Source organism: Streptomyces sp. NPDC088794, from assembly GCF_044750545.1.
In the GTDB taxonomy this organism is placed as follows: domain Bacteria; phylum Actinomycetota; class Actinomycetes; order Streptomycetales; family Streptomycetaceae; genus Streptomyces.
The window spans coordinates 539,694-558,096 of sequence record NZ_JBIVKB010000005.1 but is presented as its reverse complement, the minus strand read 5'-3'; the positions used below and the strand labels follow the sequence as shown (position 1 = coordinate 558,096).

The 18,403-nt window shown below is 71.0% G+C and carries 16 protein-coding genes; 4 read left to right on the top strand and 12 right to left on the bottom strand.

Going from position 1 to position 18,403, the window contains the following annotated elements; genetic code table 11:
• Nucleotides 1–3: 3 nt before the first annotated feature.
• A complete protein-coding gene (locus ACIP6U_RS18120; protein ID WP_401718366.1) occupies nt 4–849 on the bottom strand; it encodes an inositol monophosphatase family protein in 846 nt (281 codons plus the stop codon).
• Between the two features lie 120 nt (nt 850–969).
• Nucleotides 970–2,802, bottom strand: a complete 1,833-nt coding sequence (locus ACIP6U_RS18115) for a gamma-glutamyltransferase family protein (RefSeq protein ID WP_401718363.1) — start codon at nt 2,800–2,802, stop codon at nt 970–972.
• A gap of 300 nt (nt 2,803–3,102) precedes the next feature.
• Here ACIP6U_RS18115 and ACIP6U_RS18110 point away from each other — a divergent pair, with 300 nt between their 5' ends.
• The gene (locus ACIP6U_RS18110; RefSeq protein WP_401718361.1) at nt 3,103–4,095 is read left to right on the top strand and encodes a phospholipase D-like domain-containing protein; all 993 of its coding nucleotides are present in this window, start codon (nt 3,103–3,105) and stop codon (nt 4,093–4,095) included.
• A 27-nt stretch (nt 4,096–4,122) separates the two neighbouring features.
• Here ACIP6U_RS18110 and ACIP6U_RS18105 read toward each other — a convergent pair whose 3' ends face one another.
• The 3 genes from ACIP6U_RS18105 to ACIP6U_RS18095 are packed head-to-tail and all read right to left on the bottom strand — an operon-like array spanning nt 4,123 to nt 6,765.
• The gene (locus ACIP6U_RS18105) at nt 4,123–4,959 is read right to left on the bottom strand and encodes a class I SAM-dependent methyltransferase (protein WP_401718358.1); all 837 of its coding nucleotides are present in this window, start codon (nt 4,957–4,959) and stop codon (nt 4,123–4,125) included.
• Nucleotides 4,960–4,999: 40 nt separating this feature from the next.
• A complete protein-coding gene (locus ACIP6U_RS18100) occupies nt 5,000–5,662 on the bottom strand; it encodes a response regulator (RefSeq protein WP_401718355.1) in 663 nt (220 codons plus the stop codon).
• Nucleotides 5,659–6,765: a sensor histidine kinase gene (locus tag ACIP6U_RS18095; RefSeq protein WP_401718352.1), complete on the bottom strand. Its 1,107-nt coding sequence runs from the start codon at nt 6,763–6,765 to the stop codon at nt 5,659–5,661. The genes ACIP6U_RS18100 and ACIP6U_RS18095 overlap by 4 nt, the downstream gene beginning before the upstream one ends.
• A 166-nt stretch (nt 6,766–6,931) precedes the next feature.
• Between ACIP6U_RS18095 and ACIP6U_RS18090 the strand changes: the two genes are divergently transcribed.
• The 3 genes from ACIP6U_RS18090 (at nt 6,932) to ACIP6U_RS18080 (ending at nt 9,347) form a co-directional block, all read left to right on the top strand.
• A complete protein-coding gene (locus ACIP6U_RS18090; RefSeq protein WP_401718349.1) occupies nt 6,932–7,930 on the top strand; it encodes a carboxymuconolactone decarboxylase family protein in 999 nt (332 codons plus the stop codon).
• Entirely contained in the window at nt 7,930–8,526 is a 597-nt protein-coding gene (locus ACIP6U_RS18085) for a class I SAM-dependent methyltransferase (protein ID WP_401718346.1), read from the top strand. Before ACIP6U_RS18090 ends, ACIP6U_RS18085 begins: the two co-directional genes overlap by 1 nt.
• Before the next feature lie 143 nt (nt 8,527–8,669).
• Nucleotides 8,670–9,347 (top strand): hypothetical protein, encoded by a 678-nt coding sequence (locus ACIP6U_RS18080; RefSeq protein WP_401718343.1) that lies wholly within the window; start codon nt 8,670–8,672, stop codon nt 9,345–9,347.
• A 28-nt stretch (nt 9,348–9,375) separates the two neighbouring features.
• On the opposite strand, the gene ACIP6U_RS18075 is transcribed toward ACIP6U_RS18080, so the two are convergent.
• From ACIP6U_RS18075 to ACIP6U_RS18045, 7 genes are all read right to left on the bottom strand, one after another.
• Nucleotides 9,376–10,920 carry an NCS1 family nucleobase:cation symporter-1 gene (locus ACIP6U_RS18075; RefSeq protein ID WP_401718340.1) on the bottom strand — a complete coding sequence of 515 codons (1,545 nt, stop codon included), beginning with the start codon at nt 10,918–10,920 and terminating at the stop codon, nt 9,376–9,378.
• A 165-nt stretch (nt 10,921–11,085) separates the two neighbouring features.
• Entirely contained in the window at nt 11,086–12,105 is a 1,020-nt protein-coding gene (locus tag ACIP6U_RS18070) for a TIGR03842 family LLM class F420-dependent oxidoreductase (RefSeq protein ID WP_401718337.1), read from the bottom strand.
• 11 nt (nt 12,106–12,116) lie between these two features.
• Nucleotides 12,117–13,520 carry a dihydropyrimidinase gene (gene hydA / locus ACIP6U_RS18065; protein WP_401718334.1) on the bottom strand — a complete coding sequence of 468 codons (1,404 nt, stop codon included), beginning with the start codon at nt 13,518–13,520 and terminating at the stop codon, nt 12,117–12,119.
• A 123-nt stretch (nt 13,521–13,643) separates the two neighbouring features.
• On the bottom strand, nt 13,644–14,486 hold the full coding sequence (locus tag ACIP6U_RS18060; RefSeq protein ID WP_124001702.1) for a nitrilase-related carbon-nitrogen hydrolase: 843 nt from the start codon (nt 14,484–14,486) through the stop codon (nt 13,644–13,646).
• Between the two features lie 155 nt (nt 14,487–14,641).
• Nucleotides 14,642–16,207 carry a PucR family transcriptional regulator gene (locus ACIP6U_RS18055; protein WP_401718330.1) on the bottom strand — a complete coding sequence of 522 codons (1,566 nt, stop codon included), beginning with the start codon at nt 16,205–16,207 and terminating at the stop codon, nt 14,642–14,644.
• 27 nt (nt 16,208–16,234) lie between these two features.
• On the bottom strand, nt 16,235–17,521 hold the full coding sequence (locus ACIP6U_RS18050; RefSeq protein WP_401718327.1) for an aspartate aminotransferase family protein: 1,287 nt from the start codon (nt 17,519–17,521) through the stop codon (nt 16,235–16,237).
• Nucleotides 17,518–18,360 carry a nitrilase-related carbon-nitrogen hydrolase gene (locus ACIP6U_RS18045; protein ID WP_401718324.1) on the bottom strand — a complete coding sequence of 281 codons (843 nt, stop codon included), beginning with the start codon at nt 18,358–18,360 and terminating at the stop codon, nt 17,518–17,520. The genes ACIP6U_RS18050 and ACIP6U_RS18045 overlap by 4 nt, the downstream gene beginning before the upstream one ends.
• Between the last annotated feature and the right edge of the window lie 43 nt (nt 18,361–18,403).

Here is an 18,403-nt window from a genome sequence, read left to right as displayed (position 1 = left end):
CGGTCAGGCCGTGCCCGACAGCAGTCCCACGATCCGGCGCGCCGTGGCGGCGTCGCGGGCCGCGGTGAACGGCAGGGCGTTGCCGCCCGTGACGCGGAACGGCTCCCCGGTGATCGTGAGGTGGGTGCCGCCCGCCTCCTCGACCAGCAGGATGCCCGCCGCGTGGTCCCAGGCGGCCTCCCAGGAGAACGCCGTCGCGTCCAACTCGCCGCGGGCGATGGCGAGGTACTCCAGTCCGGCCGAGCCGCACGCGCGCGGTGCGACGCCCTCGGTCCACAGGCCCAGCAGGGCGCGCTTCTGCTCGTCGGTCGTGTAGTCCGGGTGGGAGGTGGCCACTTCGAGATCACGGCCGGCGCTGGGCGGGCCGGCATGGAGCCGCTCGCCGTTGAGGTAGGCGCCCTGGCCCTTCACGGCCGTGGCGAGCAGGCCGAGGGCCGGGGCGTAGGTCCAGGAGGCGAGCAGGACTCCGTGGTGCGCGAGGGCGACCAGCGTGGAGAATCCGGGGTCGCCGTGCACGAACTGTCGGGTCCCGTCGACCGGGTCGACTATCCAGACCGGCGCCTCGCCCTGTATCGCCTCGTACGTCGCCGGGTTGGCGTGCACGGCCTCCTCGCCGACCACGACGGAACCCGGCAGCAGGGCGCTCAGCGCCCCCGTCAGGTACTTCTCGGCCAGGCGGTCGGCGTCCGTCACCAGGTCGTGCGGTCCTGCCTTCTCGTCGACCTCGTGCGCGGCGAGCCGGCGGAAGCGGGGCGTGATCTCCTTCGCGACGGCCTCACGGACCGCCTGCTCGACGTCGGCCGAGTGCTGTGCGAGAAACTCTTCGATGGTTTCCGTGTCTTCGATCATGCCTCCATGAGAGCACGCGCCACTGACAATCCCCACCCGCCCGGTGCACTCCGGGTGGAATCGGCATGAAATCCCGGCACGCCCGGCACTCTCGGCGCTCCCCACACAGAAGGCGCCCCGTCAGCGCCCCACCGCATACCCCTGCATCCCCCGCGGGTTGGCCCCCGCCGACAGAACACCTGTCGCCGGATCCCGCGCGACCGCGCACAGCCGTCCCTCCGACCAGGCGTCGCCCACGGTCACGTCGTGCCCGCGCCGCCGCAGCTCCGCGACGACCTCCGGGTCCGTACGGGACTCCACGGTCACGCTCCCCGGCCGCATCCCGCGCGGGTAGAACGACCCGGGGAAGCTGTCGTTGTGCCAGTTCGGGGCGTCGATCGCACCCTGGAGGTCGAGGCCGCCGCGTACCGGTGCGCGCAGGGCGACGGCCAGGAAGAAGTGCAGCTGCCACTGGTCCTGCTGGTCTCCCCCGGGCGTACCGAAGGCCAGGACCGGGACGCCGTCGCGCAGGGCGATGGACGGTGTGAGGGTGGTGCGGGGGCGGCGGCCCGGGGTGAGGGAGTTCGGCAGGCCCTCCTCCAGCCAGGTCATCTGGAGCCGGGTGCCGAGCGGGAAGCCCAGTTCGGGCACGACGGGGTTGGACTGGAGCCAGCCGCCGCTCGGGGTGGCCGCGACCATGTTGCCCCAGCGGTCGACGACATCGAGATGGCAGGTGTCGCCCCGGGTGGCACCGTCGGCCCCGACCTCGGGCTCCCCCACCGCCCTCGCCACCGTGGGCTCCCCGGCCCCCATCGGGTCGAAGCCGGGCTCGTCGACGGCGACCACGCACGCGTGCGTGCTGAGTCGCGGGGCGCGCCCGCCCGGACTCCCGGGCCGCAGTTCGTACGAGGCCTTGTCGTCGACGAGCCGGCGCCGGGCCGCGTTGTAGTCGGCGGACAGCAGCTCACCGAGCGGCACCCGCTCCGCGCCGTCCGCGTCCCCGTACCAGGCCTCCCGGTCGGCCATGGCGAGCTTGCAGCCCTCGATCAGCAGGTGGACGTAGTCGGCGGAGCCGTACTCCGGCAGCTCGGACAACTCCGTCGGGAGCAGGGCGAGTTGCTGGAGCAGGACCGGACCCTGGCTCCAGGGTCCGGCCTTGCACAGGGTCCAGCCCTGCCAGTCGTACGTCGCCGGCGCCTCGTAGGTCGCGGACCAGCCGGCGAGGTCGGCGGCCGTGAGGGTGCCGGTGTGGCGCTGGCCGCTGGTGTCCATCGTGGGGCGCCCGGACTGCCGTATCAGGGCCTCGGCGATGAAGCCGGAGCGCCACACCTCGCGCGCGGTCTCGATCTGGGCGATCCGGTCCCCGGCCCCGGCGACCTCGTCGAGCAGGCGCTTCCACGTGGCGGCGAGGGCGGGGTTGCGCAGCAGTTCGCCGGGGCGCGGAGCCTTTCCGCCCGGCAGGTAGACCTCGGCGGAGGACGTCCACTCCGTCTCGAAGAGTTCCCTGACCGCCTCGACGGTGGCGCCGATGTTCTCCACGGGCGCGTGGCCGTCCTCGGCGTACCCGATGGCGTACTTGAGCACCTGGGCAAGGGACTTGGTGCCGTGGTCGCGCAGCAGCAGCATCCAGGCGTCGAAGGCGCCGGGCACGGCGGCGGCGAGCGGTCCGGTGCCGGGGACGAGATCGAGGCCGAGCCCCTTGTAGTGCGCGACCGTCGCTCCGGCCGGGGCGACGCCCTGGCCGCACAGCACGCGCACCTCGCCGCCCGCCGGGGCGAGCAGGATCGGCACCTCACCGGCGGGGCCGTTCAGATGCGGTTCGACGACGTGCAGGACGAACGCCCCCGCCACGGCGGCGTCGTAGGCGTTGCCGCCGTCCTCCAGGACGGCCATCGCGGACTGCGAGGCCAGCCAGTGGGTCGAGGACACCATGCCGAAGGTGCCTTGCAGGGTCGGCCGGGTGGTGAACGGCATCTCTCACCTCTCGCTGGTCGCGCGCCTCGGTCGGTCCGACCGCCGGTCCGCTCGTCGGCCCGATCTGCGCTCCGGATCTTGCAGCAGGCTATGCCCACTCGGGCGTGCTACGAAGGTTTTGCGAACTCGCGGGCATCCCATGAACGGCCTCCCACCTGCGTGAAGTCCCCTTTGCCCGGTTGGCGGGAGGCTCGGTGATCCCGAGTTCACCGGGCTTCCCTTCCTCGACGTTCTACGCGCGTGGTGTCATGCACGCGCCCACGCCCCCCAGGTGGGCGTCAACTCGACCAGGAGTCACACATGTTGAGGAAGGTCCTCGTGCGCGCGGGTGTCGCCCTGGCGGCCGGCGCCGCCGCGCTCGCCACCTCCGTCCCCGCCAGTGCCGCGAGCTACACCGCGTTCGCCTTCTCGCAGAGCGGCAGCCAGCCCACCATCTACGACTTCATCGACTCGGCGACCTCCTCGCTCGACATGACCATGTACGAGCTGGAGGACACGACCGCGGTCAACGACCTGATAGCTCTCAAGAACAAGGGCGTCACCGTGCGGGTGGTCCTGGACCGCGCGCACCAGTCCGCCAACAGCTCGGCGTACACGGCCCTGACGAACGCGGGCGTGGGTGTCGTGTGGTCACCGTCGAGTTTCGTCTACACGCACCAGAAGACGATCACGGTGGACGGCACCAAGTCGCTCGTCCTGACCGGCAATCTGACCTCGCAGTACTACTCGACCGGCCGCGACTACGGAGTGTTCACGGACGACACCCGTGACGTCGCCGCGATCGAGAAGGTGTTCAACGCGGACTACGCCGGCACCTCGGTGACCCCGACCGACGGCGACCACCTGCTCTGGTCCCCCACGGACTCGCGCAGCCGGCTGGTGTCGGTCATCAACGCCGCCACGAAGACGCTGGACGTCGAGGAGTTGGAGTTCAGCGACAGCACGGTGGTCAACGCCATCGTGGCGCGGGCGAAGGCGGGCGTGACCGTGCGGGTGGTCCTGGAGACGCCGTCGAGCTACTCCAGCCAGGTCGCCGCCATCGAGGCGGCGGGCGGCACGGTCGTCGGCTACTCCGACCCGGACGGGTTCTACATCCACGCCAAGGCCATGGTCGCCGACTACGGCCTGTCCACCCAGCAGGTGGAGGCGGGTTCCATGAACATCAGCAGCAACTCGCTCTCCAACAACCGGGAGTTGGGGATCATCCTCACGGGCACGGGGGTGGCCCAGTCGGTGGCCACGACCGTCGAGACGACGTTCAAGAGCGACTACGCGGGCGGTACGGCCGCCTGATCCCTCGGTCAGTGCGGGACCGGTCCGTCACGACCGCCGTCTGCCCACCGTGAGCACATGCCCGCTCGTACCGATCAACGTCGGCTCGGACTCGATGCGCCGGGTGGCCGCCAGGACGGCCTCCCGGCGGTCGGGGTCGTCGAGCCACGCGTCGAGGCCGCCCATCAGCCAGGCGACGCCTTCCAGTCCGTACTGCCCCTCCGGGACGAGGCCCGCGTCGGTGAACTCGCCGGGGACTTCGGTGGGTTGGGCGAAGTAGGCGGTGGTGAACACCCCGCTCTCGGGTCCGTGCCGGCCGTGGTCGCCGACCGCGTCGGTGCGGGCGCGCCTCACGGGGTCGAAATAGAGCTCCTGCTGGAGCAGGTCGTGCAGGCCCGCGAACCGGTTGATGGTGGCGGCCACCACCGGCCCCTCGGGACGGACCGCCCGGTGCGCCTCGGCCAACGCCCGTATCCGGTCGGCCCGTTCGGGCAGGTGGTACAGCGGGCCGAGCAGCAGCACGACGTCGTATGCCACGTCGGCCGCGGGCAGCGACCGCGCGTCCCCGGACCCGGCCGTCACCCCGGGCAGTCGGGCGGCCTGCTCGACGTGCAGCGGTACGGGGTCGACCACGTGGACCTCGTACCCGTCCCGGGCGAGCCACTCGGCATGCACCCCGCTGCCGCCGCCGACGTCCAGCACGCGCGCGGGAGCCGGGGGCAGGACCCGGCGCAGCACGTCCTGCGTGCGCCAGAACTCCAGTCGCCCGGCGCCGCCCTGTCTGAGGCGGCCGTCCTCCTCGCCACGGGCGTAGTACGCGAGGATCTCCTCGCGGACGGCGGGGTCCTGGACTGTGGGGTCCTGTGCGCGTGTCGTCTCCGTCATGGCACCAGCGTGCTGAGCTGCCGCCGCCGCGCGCAAAGGGTTATGCGCCGCGGGCGACCACCAGCCCCGACTCGTAGGCGAACACGACCAGTTGGGCCCGGTCCCGGGCTCCCAGCTTGGTCATCGCGCGGCTGATGTGGGTCTTCGCCGTGAAGGGGCTGATGACCATGTGGGCGGCGATCTCCTCGTTGGTCAGGCCCCGCGCGGCAAGGGCCGTCACCTCGCGTTCGCGGCGGGTCAGACAGTCCAGGCCGGGCGCCGTCGCCCGGTCCGGCGGCCGGGACACGAACTCGCCGATCAGGGTGCGGGTGACGGCCGGGGAGAGCAGGGCCTCGCCGCCTGCGACCACCTCGATGGCCTGGAGCAGGTCGGCCGGTTCGGTGTCCTTGAGGAGGAAGCCGCTGGCGCCCGCGCGCAGGGCCTCGAAGACGTACTCGTCGAGGCCGTAGTTGGTGAGCATCACGACGCGCACGGCCGCGAGGGCGGGGTCCGCGGCGATGTGGCGGGTCGTCTCGATGCCCGTCATCACGGGCATCTGTACGTCGATCAGCGCGATGTCCGGTACGACGGCGCGGACGAGGGCCAGGCCCTGCGCGCCGTCCGCCGCCTCGCCGACCACCTCGACGGCGTCCTCGGCCTCCAGCAGCGCCCGGAAACCGGCCCGCATGAGCGCCTGGTCGTCGATCAGCGCGACCCTGATCATCCCGTCTCCCCCAACGGCAGCCGGGCCCGCACCGCGAAGCCGCCCTCCGTGCGCGGGGCGGCGTCCAGGGTGCCGCCGAGGGCCGCGACGCGCTCACGCATGCCGGTAAGGCCCACGCCGGGCGTCGGCGGGCGGCCGGGGTCGGCGGCGCCGTCGTCCTCGACGCGTATCGTCAAGTCGGCCTCGTCGTAGGCGAGTTGCACGTTCACCTTGGCCGGGCCCGCGTGCCGGGCCGCGTTGGTCAGCGCCTCCTGGACGATGCGGTACACGGCACGGTCGACCGTGGCCGCCAGCGGCCGTTCCTCGCCGGTCACCGTGAGTTCGACGGCGAGGCCCGCGGCGCAGGCACGCTCCACCAACAGCGCGGGCGTGCCGGTGGGTTCGTCGGTGCGCAGGATCTCCAGCGTGGCGCGGAGTTCGCGCATGGCCTCGCCGCTCGCGTCCTGGATGGCGAGCAGGGCGGGCGGTACCTCCTCGCCGCGCTTGCGGGCCAGGTGGACGGCGACGCCCGCCTGGAGCTTGACGATGGAGATGCTGTGGGTGAGCGAGTCGTGCAACTCCCGCGCTATGCGCAGGCGTTCCTCGCCCGCGCGGCGCAACGCCGCCTCCTCCCGGGTGCGTTCCGCCTCCAGGGCGCGCTGTTCCGTCTGGCGCAGGTACGCCTGCCAGTTGCGGTCGGCGAGGCCGGTGACCACGGCGCACAGGAACCAGCCCGCGAGCAGCGCGGCCTTCTCGGCCACCTCCTCGGTCGTCGGACCGGTGGCGACGTAGGCCGCGAGGAAGGCCGCGCCCGCGCCCGCCGCGTATCCCCGGTGTCCCGCGCGGGAGGCGGTGTGCACGGCGGCGAGGACGGGCAGGGCGGCCAGCGGGCCCGGGTGCGCGTGCACGACGTACGCCCCGCCGGCGACCGTGGCGACGGCGAGCACCGCGCGCGGTGCCGTGCGGTAGAACGCCAGGGCGGCCGACGCCAGGGCGATGAGCGCGTAGTCGACGGGCGCGGTGTCCGCGTCGAAGGCGGCCGTGGTCACGACGAGCGCGCCGACGACGACCGCGAGGGCCGCGTCGGCAAGGTTCCTGCGTACGACCGGATTTCCACTCCCCATGTCCGCACAGTAGACGGCACCGCCGACACCGGCGTCAGCCCTGTGGACGGCTCTGGGGCTACTCCCGGTGCAGTAGTCCGCGCCCCCGGCACACCCCCTCGGCGTCCCGCGAACACCCTTCGGCCGTACGACGACCGGGGGCGCCCCCGGGGCGCACGCTGCTGCCATGCCCACAGCCTTCCGCTTCACCGATCCGCCGGCGCCCAGGACGGCGACCGGACGCGTCGCCGAGGTGTACGCGCAACTCGCCCACGACTTCGGCATCGACAAGGCGACCACCTTCGTGGTCCTCTCCTCTGCGCCCGAACTCCTCGCCCCCGTTTGGGCGTTGATGCGCGAGTCGCTGATCGCCGGGGCGGGCAGCCGCACCGGCAAGGAGCTGGCCGCCTACGGGGTGTCCCGCGCCAACCGGTGCCCGTTCTGCGTGTCCGCGCACACCGTCCTGCTGCACGCCACCGGCGACCACACGCTCGCCGAGCAACTGGCGCGCGGGGAACGGCCGGAGGACGACGGGCACGCGCGTGTGCTCCACTGGGGAGAGCACACGCGCGTGCCCGGCGCCGATCTGACGCCGTACCCGTTCCCTCGCGAGCACGCGCCCGCCTACCTGGGCACGGCGTTCGCCTTCCACTTCATCAACCGGATCGTGTCGGCGCTGCTGACCGAACGGCTGCTGCCGGGCAACGCCGAGCGCCTGCGGCCGGTCCGGAGTCTGGCGGGCCGCTCGCTGGCCGGGACCGTACGCCGTACCGCCGTACCGGGCGCGGCCCTCCCGCTGCTCGACGCCCCACCCCCTGGACCGTCCTGGGCGGCGGGCACGGCGGTCGGTCCGGCCTACGGCGCCCTGCGCGAGGCCGCGCTGGCGGGCGCGGGCCTGCTCGACGCCGACGACCAGGCCCTCGTACGGCGGACCGTGCGCGGGTGGGACGGCTCGCATCCGCCGCTCGACCTGCCCGGGATCCCCGACCGTCGTGAGCGTCCCGGCGCGCGCCTGGCGCTGCTGGCCGCGCTCGCGCCGTACCGCATCACGGACGCGGACGTGACGGCCTGGCGGCGACCGGTGCACACCGACCACTGCCTGGTCCGCCTCGTCTCGTACGGCGCGTTCGCCGCCGTGGACCGCATCGAGAGCGCACTCGCCCTGCCGATCGCCCGGGAGACCTGATGCACAAAACAGCTGAAGTACCCCGAACCACCGCTGTCCGACAGGAACGCCACGACGCTCTCGGCAGCGGCGCGCACGACGCCCTGTTCGCGGGCGCCGGCGTCAAACTCGCCGACCGTGTCCTCGACGTCGGCTGCGGCACCGGGGCCACCACCCGGATCGCCGCGCGGCTCGCCGCCCGCGGTCATGTCGTCGGCGTCGACACGGATGCGCCGCTGTTGCGCAGCGCGCGTAAGCGCACCGACGAGGAAAAGATACGAAATGCCGCATACATGCAGGCGGATGCCGAAGTCCATCCGTTCCCGCGCGCCGGGTACGACGTCGTCGTGAGCCGGGGCGCCGTGATGTTCTTCACCGACCCCGTGGCCGGATTCGGGAACCTGTGGCGGACGTTGCTGCCGGGCGGGCGGCTGGCGTTCGTGTGCCCGCGGTCCCTCTCCGACCCGGACCGCATCCGCGAGATCCTGCGGAGCTACGAGAACATCACGGTCAGGCCCGTACCCGTGGCGACGGCGTGGCGCGGCGACACGACGGACACCGGCGGCGGGCGACCACGGGGAGATGTCTGGCTGGTCACCGCGAAACGCCCGCGCTGAGGGGCCGTCAGCCGTGAGGCCTGCGTGATCGGCCGCGTACGGAGCGAGTTGGCACTTCCGTCTCACAGGGACTCGTGTGAAACTGGCGCCCCCGTCCGCAGTGCGGACCCGTCCGCACACCGTCCCCCACCGAAAAGTGTGCCGTGCGCGATTTTCCTCTGCCGCTCGCTCTGACGGCGCGTCTCTCCCCTGTCGTCGTGCTGGCCGCGGCCGGCTGGGCCCTGTCGTCCGGGCCGTTCGCCACCACGTCGTCCGCCGACTCCCAGAACAAGCAGGAGAGCGGGCAGACGAGCACGCAGTCGCCGTCCGCGCCCGCGACGGCCGCGGTGTCCAAGTCGTACGGGGCCTCACCCGCGCCCTGCGGCAGCCTGGCCAAGAAGACGATCACCTCGCTGGTGCCCGGCGCCAAGACGGCCGGCAAGGAGATCAAGTCCACGGACGCGAAGATCCGCCGGACCTGCTCGTGGAACGCCCTCAAGGGCTTCGACTACCGCTGGCTCGACGTGTCCTTCGAGATCATGGAATCCGATTCTGCGGCGCAGAAGTCGTACAAGGAACGGCTCACGGAGAACAGCGGCGGCGGCGCGGTTCCCGGACTCGGCGACGCCGCCTACTCGGTGGTGAACCTGACCACCGAGGACAAGCAGCAGACGCGCGAGGGCGAGGTGGTGGCCCAGGTGTCCAACGCGCTGGTGGTCGTCACCTACAACGGCAGCGACTTCGAGTCGAAGAAGGCCCCGAGCACGGACGAGATCAACAAGGGCGCCATCAAGGCCGCCAAGGAGGCGGTCACCGCGCTGAAGGGCGGCCTGGCCAGCTAGCCGGACCGCCCCTCCGCCCGCCGACGCCTTACGCCTTGACGGTCTCCGGCGCCGGTTCCGGGTCCTTTCCGCGCAGCAGCATCAGCACCACGTAGAGCAGCATCGACGTGCCCAGGCCCACGGCCCAGCCGTAGTCGGCGAGCGAGGACAGGGCCGGGATGGGCCGGCCGTCGATCAGCGGATGGAAGTCGGCGCCGCCGACGGCGAGTACGCCGCCCACCACGAAGGCGACCACGGCCCGCCAGTTCCAGCCGCCGTCGTACCAGTAGCGGCCGCCCGCGCGGTACAGGTCGGTGAGGTCGAGCTTGCCGCGGCGCAGGATCCAGTAGTCGGCGATGAGGATGCCCGCGACCGTGCCGAGCAGACCGCCGACCAGACCGAGCCAGGTGAAGATGTAGCCCTGCGGGTCGGAGTACAGCTTCCACGGGAAGATGACCACACCGAGCACACAGGTGACGAGCGCGCCGGCCCGGAAACTGATCTTCCGGGGCGCGATGTTGGAGAAGTCGAAGGCCGGGGAGACCAGGTTGGCCGCGATGTTCACGGACAGGGTCGCGACCAGGACGGTCACCAACGCGTAGAGCAGGCCCACCACGTTGTCGGTCTTCGCGGCCAACTGGACCGGGTCCCAGACCGCTTCGCCGTACACGGCCTGCGAACCGGAGGTGACCATCACCGACAGCAGCGCGAACAGCGTCATGGTCGTGGGAAGCCCAAGGGCCTGCCCCCAGGTCTGCGCCTTCTGGCTCTTGCCGTAGCGGGTGAAGTCGGGGATGTTCAGCGACAGCGTGGACCAGAAGCCGATCATGCCCATCAGCGAGGGCCAGAACAGCTTCCAGAAGTCGCCGCCCCAGCCGAGCTTGGAGGGCTGGTCGAGCAACGGGCCGAAACCGCCCGCCTTGTTGCTCATCCAGATCAGCATGACGACCGCGCCGACGATGACGAAGGGCGCCGCCCAGTTCTCGAAGCGGCGGATCGTCTCCATGCCCCGGTAGATGATCGCGACCTGGATCGCCCAGAAGATCGCGAACGACAGCCACATCGTCCAGGCGTACCCGCCGATCTTCCCGGCGTCGCTCCAGCCGTTGCCGATCAGCTTCCCGGCGAGGAAGTAGATCGCCTCACCGCCGATCCAGGTCTGGATGCCGAACCAGCCGCACGCCACCAACGCCCGTACGACAGCGGGCAGGTTGGCGCCCCGCACCCCGAAGGAGGCACGGGCGAAGACCGGGAAGGGAATCCCGTACTTCGGTCCCGCGTGCCCGGTGAGCAGCATGGGCACGAGCACGATCAGGTTGGCCAGGGCGATGGTGAACACCGCCTGCTTCCAGTCCATGCCGACGGCGATCAGACCGGAGGCCAGGGTCCAGGAGGCCGTGTTGTGGGCCATGCCGACCCACAGGGCGGAGAAGTTGTACGTGGTCCAGGTGCGCTTCTCCACCGGGACCGGCAGCAGGTCCTCGTTGGCGTAGGGGCCGCTGGGCTGCGGCGAACCAGGGGCGATCTCCACCCGGCCGTCGGCCAGGGTGACTTGAGAGGTCGGCGGTATGGCCGTGGGAGCGGTGTCGGTCATGGGCAGGCCAATCAAACGAGGGGCGGATCCGGAGAGGCCGTGCGGGTGGCTCCGGCCCCCCTCCCCCGGGACGGCGGGGAAGGGGGAGAACTGGAGTGGGGGGACGGGGAGTCGAGCGGTACCGGAGTGGGGGGCGGGGAGTCGAGCAGCGCCGGTGTGGGTGGGTCAGGCGTTGAGCGCCGGGATGACCTTCTCCCCGTACGCGTCGATCACGCTCTCCTGCGCGTCGTGCATGTCGTACACGGCGAACTGGTCGACGCCCAGCTCGCGCAGGGCGTTGAGCTTCTCGATGTGCTTCTCGACCGGGCCGATGAGACAGAACCGGTCGACGATCTCGTCGGGCACGAACTGGGTGTCGGGGTTGTCGGCCCGACCGTGGTGCGAATAGTCGTACCCCTCACGGGCCTTGATGTACTCCGTGAGTTCGTCGGGTACGGCGGCGGAGTGCTCGCCGTACTTGGAGACGAGGTCGGCCACGTGGTTGCCGACCATCCCGCCGAACCAGCGGCACTGGTCGCGGGCGTGGGCCAGCGCCTCGGGCGAGTCGTCCTCGGTGACGTAGGCCGGGGCGGCGACGCAGATCTTCACCTCGGACGGGTCGCGTCCGGCGGCGACGGCCGCGTCCTTGACCGCCTTCACCATGTACTCGGTGAGGTAGAGGTCGGCGAGCTGGAGGATGAAGCCGTCGGCCTCCTCGCCGGTCATCTTGAGGGCCTTGGGGCCGTACGCGGCCATCCAGACGGGGAGTTCGGCGCCCGGCTTGATCCACGGGAACTTGATCACCGTGCCGCCGAGGTCGGCCTCCTCGCCGCGGGCCAGCGACCGGATGACCTTCATGGCACCGCTGATCCGGGCCAGCGTGTTGGGCGTGCGGCCGGCGACGCGCATCGCGGAGTCGCCGCGGCCGATGCCGCACACCGTGCGGTTGCCGAACATGTCGTTGAGGGTGGCGAAGGTGGAGGCGGTGACCTCCCAGGTGCGGGTGCCCGGGTTGGTGACCATCGGGCCGACCGTCAACTTGGTGGTGTTCGACAGGATCTGACTGTAGATCACGAACGGCTCCTGCCACAGCACGGCGGAGTCGAAGGTCCAGCCGTAGGTGAAGCCGTTGCGCTCGGCCCGCTTCATCAGGCTGATGACCTTCGAGGCCGGCGGGTCCGTCTGCAGGACGAGTCCGAAGTCCATTGTCGCCACTCCTAGTTGAGGTACTGACTGGTGGAGCGCGGGGTGTAGACGCCGTGGCCCGCATGCCCGGTGTACTCCCGCTCGGTGATGACGGGTTCGCCGCGCGAGAGGACGGTCTCGACCCGGCCGGTGAGGCGCTTGCCCTCGTACGCCGAGTAGTCGACGTTCATGTGGTGGGTCTCGGCGGAGACGGTCTGCTCGGCGTTCGGGTCGTAGATGACGACGTCCGCGTCCGCACCCGGGGCGATGGTGCCCTTCTTCGGGTAGAGGCCGAACATCCGCGCCGGGGAGGCGCAGGCGATCTCGATCCAGCGGCGGCGGCTGATGTGCCCGTCGACGACGCCCTGGTGGAGCAGGTCCATGCGGTTCTCGACGCCCGGCATGCCGTTGGGGATCTTCGAGAAGTCGCCCCGGCCCAGCTCCTTCTGGCCCACGAAGCAGAAGGGGCAGTGGTCGGTGGAGACGACCTGGAGGTCGTTGGTGCGCAGGCCCTGCCAGAGCTTGGCCTGGTGCTCCTTGGGCCGAAGGGGCGTGCTGCACACGTACTTCGCGCCCTCGAAGTCGGGCTCGGCGAGGTTGTCGGTGGAGAGGAACAGGTACTGCGGACAGGTCTCGCCGAAGACGGGGAGTCCTTCGTCGCGTGCCTTGGCCAGCTCGGCGACCGCCTCCATCGCGGAGACGTGGACGACGTACAGCGGGGCACCGGCGACCTGCGCGAGCTTGATCGCGCGGTGGGTGGCCTCGGCTTCGAGGAGGGACTTGCGGACCTCGCCGTGGTAGCGGGGGTCGGTCTCGCCGCGGGCCAGCGCCTGCTCGACCAGCACGTCGATGGCGATGCCGTTCTCGGCGTGCATCATGATCAACCCGCCGTTGTCGGCGGCGCGTTGCATGGCGCGCAGGATCTGGCCGTCGTCGCTGTAGAAGACGCCCGGGTAGGCCATGAACTGCTTGAAGGAGGTGACGCCCTCCTCGACCAGCAGGTCCATCTCCTTGAGGGTGTCCTCATTGACGTCGGAGACGATCATGTGGAAGCCGTAGTCGATGGCGCAGTTGCCCTCGGCCTTGGCGTGCCAGGCGTCGAGGCCTTCACGCAGCGCGCCGCCGACGCTCTGGATCGCGAAGTCGACGATGGTCGTCGTACCGCCCCAGGCGGCGGCCCTTGTGCCGGTCTCGAAGGTGTCGGCGGCCTTGGTGCCGCCGAACGGCATCTCCATGTGGGTGTGGGCGTCGACGCCGCCGGGGATGACGTACTTCCCGGTGGCGTCTATGACCCGCTCGGCGGTCCAGGCGTCGGCCGTCGGGGTACCGGAGGTGGCCAGGGCTGCGATGCGGCCGTCTTCGATCAGGACGTCGGCGTGGAGTTCGTCGGACGCGGTGATGACTAGGCCGCCGCGGATGACGGTACGGGTGCTCATTTTTTGACTCCGCTGGATTGTGGTCTGGTGCGGGTCGGTGGGGGCTGGTCGCGCCCCGCGGCGAAGCCGCTGATGGACGCTGCCCCGCGCCCCTGAAAGCGGGGCGCGGGTGCCCTGCCCGTCTTACGGTGCGGTCAGCGGCTCGTAGGCGTCCGGGCGGCGGTCGCGGTAGAACTGCCAGCGGTCCCGGACCTCGCGCAGTTTCTCCATGTCGAGGTCCCGGACGACCAGTTCGGTCTCCTTGTCGCTGGCCACCTCGCCCACGAACTGGGCCTCGGGGTCGACGAAGTACGTCGTGCCGTAGAAGTCGTTGTCGCCCAACTCCTCGACACCGACCCGGTTGATGGCGCCGACGAAGTACTCGTTGGCGACGGCCGCGGCCGGCTGCTCCAGCTGCCAGAGGTAGGCCGACAGACCGCGCGAGGTCGCCGACGGGTTGAAGACGATCTCGGCACCCGCGAGGCCGAGCGCCCGCCAGCCCTCCGGGAAGTGGCGGTCGTAGCAGATGTAGACGCCGATCTTGCCGACGGCGGTCTCGAAGATCGGCCAACCGCTGTTCCCGGGACGGAAGTAGAACTTCTCCCAGAAGCCGGCCACCTGCGGGATGTGGTGCTTGCGGTACTTGCCGAGGTACGAGCCGTCCGCGTCGATCACGGCCGCGGTGTTGTAGAGGACGCCGGGCTGCTCCTCCTCGTACATCGGCAGGATCAGGACGATGCCCAGTTCCTTGGCGAGCGCCTGGAAGCGCTTGACGATCGGCCCGTTCGGGATCTGCTCGGCGTACTCGTAGAACGCCTTGTCCTGGACCTGGCAGAAGTACGGTCCGTAGAACAGCTCCTGGAAGCACAGGACCTGAGCACCCTGCGCGGCCGCGTCGCGGGCCGCCTGCTCGTGTACCTGGATCATCGATTCCTTGTCGCCCGTCCACGCGGTCTGGAAGAGGGCGGCGCGAATCACTCTGCTCATCGGGACCTCCGGTCACTCGGTGTGCCAGAAGGCTAGGAAGTCCGGAAGCGGCCTTTGAGTTGCACGGTGTCACGTCTGCGGGCGCACGGCGTGCCACCGTGTCACGCCTTGCTCGCCCCATGTTTCACCACCGTTTTCCCAGGTCGTCGCATGTTTCACCCCTGTTGCGCATCGTGTGCGAGGAGCGCGATGTGCACCGAGGCGGCCTGTTCGAAGTCGTCGAGGTCCACCCCGAGCCGGCCCTGTATCGCCTCCAGCCTGCGATAGAGCGCGGGCCGCGAGACGTGGCGGAGCTGGGCGGTGCGGGACTTGTTGCGCCCGGTGGCGAGATAGGTCCGCAGCACGGACAGCAGATCCTCGTCGGCCGCGCACAGCAGTCCGTCCAACTCCCGCTCCGCGAACGACTGGACGTTGGGGTCGTCCCGCAACAGCCGTACCAGGCCGCGCAGATGTACGTCCTTGAGGCGTACGACGGCCGGCAGGTCGAGGGCGGCCGAGTGGTCCGCGACGGCGTCGGCCACGTGCTGGGCCTCGCGCAGTCCCGCCGGTACGTCGTCCCAGGCGGTGCGCGGATCGGCCGCTGCCACCACGGCCTTGAGCGAGCCGGACTCACTGCGCAGGCGCGCCGCGAAGTGCGCGGTGAGCGCCTCGGCGTCCTGGTCGCGGGCGAGGCTGAGCAGCACTGCCGTAGCGCCGTCCGCGAGCTCGGCGACCAGTCCGGGCAGGCCCAACATCCTCAGCACGCGGTCGAGTTGGGCGGCCTCGCCCTCGCGTACGACCAGCGGCACGAAGGTGCGCCGGTTCACCGGCAGTCCGGCGGCCCGCGCGCGGGGCAGCAGTTGCCGGGCCGCTACAACGCCGGAGACCAGGTCGGTCAGCAGGCTCTCGGCGGACTGCTCCTCCCAGGTGTGCGCCGAGTTGCCGGCGAGCATGCGGTGCAGGACGAGGGCCTCGGCGCCCCGGTCGGCGAGCAGGCGTCCGGTGGTGGTGTCGCCCCGGTAGCCGCACAGCACGATCTGGCCCCAGCGCTCACCGCGCCCGGCGAGTTCGGCCCGGATCCAGCCGTCGCCCTCGCTGCCGCCGGCCTGCCGGGAGATGCGCTCCCAGTCGCGCAGCACGTCGTCCACGGCCGGCCGCTCCCCCGCGGTGGCGAGGACGCGGTGGGCGAGGTTGGTGACGACGACGGGACAGGCGCTGTGCGACGCGATCTCGTCGAGCAGGCGTTGCAGCGGGGCGTCCGCGGTGATGAGCCCGGTGAGGGCGGTGCGCACGGACTCCGACAGGCTGACGGCGGCGAACTTGCGCCGTACCAGACGGGCCTGGACCTCCTCGGTCAACTCCGCGAAGGGGAAAGGGCGGTGGAGCACGATCATCGGCAGTCCGCATCGCTCTGCCGCCCGGCGCATCACGTCCGGCGGCGCGGGGAAAGCGCGTCCCAGGCCGAGGACGACGGCGGCGGCCTCCGCGCGGTGCAGCGAGCGGATGTACTCGGCCTGCTTCTCCTCGTCGCCGGCGAGGAGCACGCCGGTGGTGAGGACCATCTCGCCGCCGGTGAGCATCACGCCCACGTCGGGTGCCTCGGCGACATGCACCCAGCGCACGGCCCGGTCGAGCTGGGCCGCGCCGGCCACCACCTCGGGTTCCCCGGCGAGGACCCGTTCCATGGTCAGCACCTGGCGCACCGACAGGGCGGGTTCCAGGGTTCCGAAGGTGGTGGTCATGGCGGTGTTCCCTTGCTCATTCCGCGCTCAGCGCAGGCTCCCCAGGGCGTCTTCGAGGATGGCGGCGCCCTCCTCGGCCTCCGCGACCGTGAGGGACAGGGGTGGCGCGACGCGCAGGGCGCTGGTGTTGTGGCCGCCGCCCTTGCCGATGAGCAGGCCGCCTGCGCGGGCCGCTTCGAGCACGGCGGACGCGGCGTCCGGATCGGCCTGGTCGGTGCCCGGCTTCACCAGCTCGATGCCGATCATCAGCCCGCGTCCGCGCACCTCACGGACGTACGGCAGGTGCGCGGCGACGGCCCGCAGTCGCTCGATGAGCAGGCCGCCGACGCGCCGGGCGTTGCCCTGGAGGTCGTGCTCCAGCAGGTAGGTGAGGTTGGCGAGGCCCGCCGCCATGGTGATCTGGGTACCGCCGAACGTCGAAATGCTGTTGGAGTCCAGGCAGTTCATGATCTCGCCGCGGGCGACGACACCGCCGATGGACATGCCGTTGCCGATTCCCTTGGCGAAGGTGAGGATGTCCGGCGGGCCGCTGCGGCCGTGTGCCTGCCAGCCCCAGAAGTGGTCGCCGGTGCGGCCCCAGCCGGTCTGCACCTCGTCGGCGATCCACAGGATGCCGCGCTCGTGCAGCACCTCGCGGAAGGCGGCGTACAGGCCGTCGGGCGGCGAGGTGAAGCCGCCGACACCCTGGACGGGCTCGGCGATCAGGGCCGCGGGCGGGCGGGTGTGGCCGAGCAGGTCCTTGAGGTCGTCGACGCAGGCCGCCACGAACTCGTCGTCGCTGAGGGCGGCGAACGGGCCGCGGGTGCGGACGCCGCCGTGCACGTACAGCGTCTGCAGCGGTGACAGCGAGGTCGGTGACCAGCCGCGGTTGCCGGTGATGCCGACCGAGCTGAAGGAGCGGCCGTGGTAGCTGTTGCGCATCGCCAGGATCGTGTTGCTGCGCCGGTAGGTGGTGGCGAGCATCAGGGCGGTGTCGTTGGCCTCGGTGCCGGAGGTGGTGAAGAAGACGCGGGCGTCCGGGATGCCGCTCAACTGGGCGATGCGCTCGGCGAGTTCGACCATCGGCCGGTTGAGGTACAGGGTCGAGGAGTGGATGATCCGCCCGGCCTGCTCGCTGACCGCCTTGGTCACCTCGGGCAGCGCGTGCGCGGTCATCGTGGTGAGGATGCCGCCGAAGAAGTCGAGGTACTTGTTGCCCGCGGCGTCCCAGACGTGGCGGCCCTCGCCGTGGGTGATCTCCAGCGGGTCCTCGTAGTAGAGGGCGAGCCAGTCGGGAAGCACCGCGCGGTGGCGTCCCAGCAGGTCCTTGGTCACGGCTGCACCAGCCCCTCGTACGCGTCGGGTCGGCGGTCCCGGTAGAACGCCCACTGCTGTCGCACTTCGTCGATCAGGTCGAAGTCCAGGTCACGGACGAGGAGTTCCTCGCCCTTGTCGCCGGCGGTCTCGCCGACGAACTGTCCGCGCGGGTCGACGAAGTACGACGTCCCGTAGAAGTCGTTGTCCCCGTACTCCTCCTGTCCCACACGGTTGATCGCGGCGACGAAGTACTCGTTGGCGACGGCCGCGGCCGGCTGCTCCAGCTGCCACAGATAGGCCGACAGACCGCGCGAGGTGGCCGACGGGTTGTACACCAACTGGGCGCCGTTGAGCCCGAGTTGCCGCCAGCCCTCCGGGAAGTGCCGGTCGTAGCAGATGTAGACGCCCACCCTGCCGACGGCGGTGTCGAAGACGGGCCAGCCGGCGTTGCCCGGCTTGAAGTAGTACTTCTCCCAGAAGCCCTTGACCTGCGGGATGTGATGCTTGCGGTACTTGCCGAGGAAGGTGCCGTCGGCGTCGATCACGGCGGCGGTGTTGTAGTAGAAGCCGGACTGCTCCAGTTCGAAGACCGGCACGACGATCACCATGCCGGTCTCGCGCGCCAGCGCCTGCATACGAACCACGGTCGGCCCGTCGGGCACCGGCTCGGCCCAGCGGTAGTGCTCGGGCTCCTGGACCTGGCAGAAGTAGGGGGCGTTGAAGACCTCCTGGAACCCGATGATCTTCGCGCCCTGGCGGGCCGCCTCGCGGGCGTGCTCCTCGTGTTTCGCCACCATGGACTCGGTGTCGCCGGTCCAGGTGGCCTGGACCAGAGCGGCACGTACGACGTTGGCCATGAGCTGCTCCTTCGACGGGACGTCCGTCTCTCTACGCCCGTAG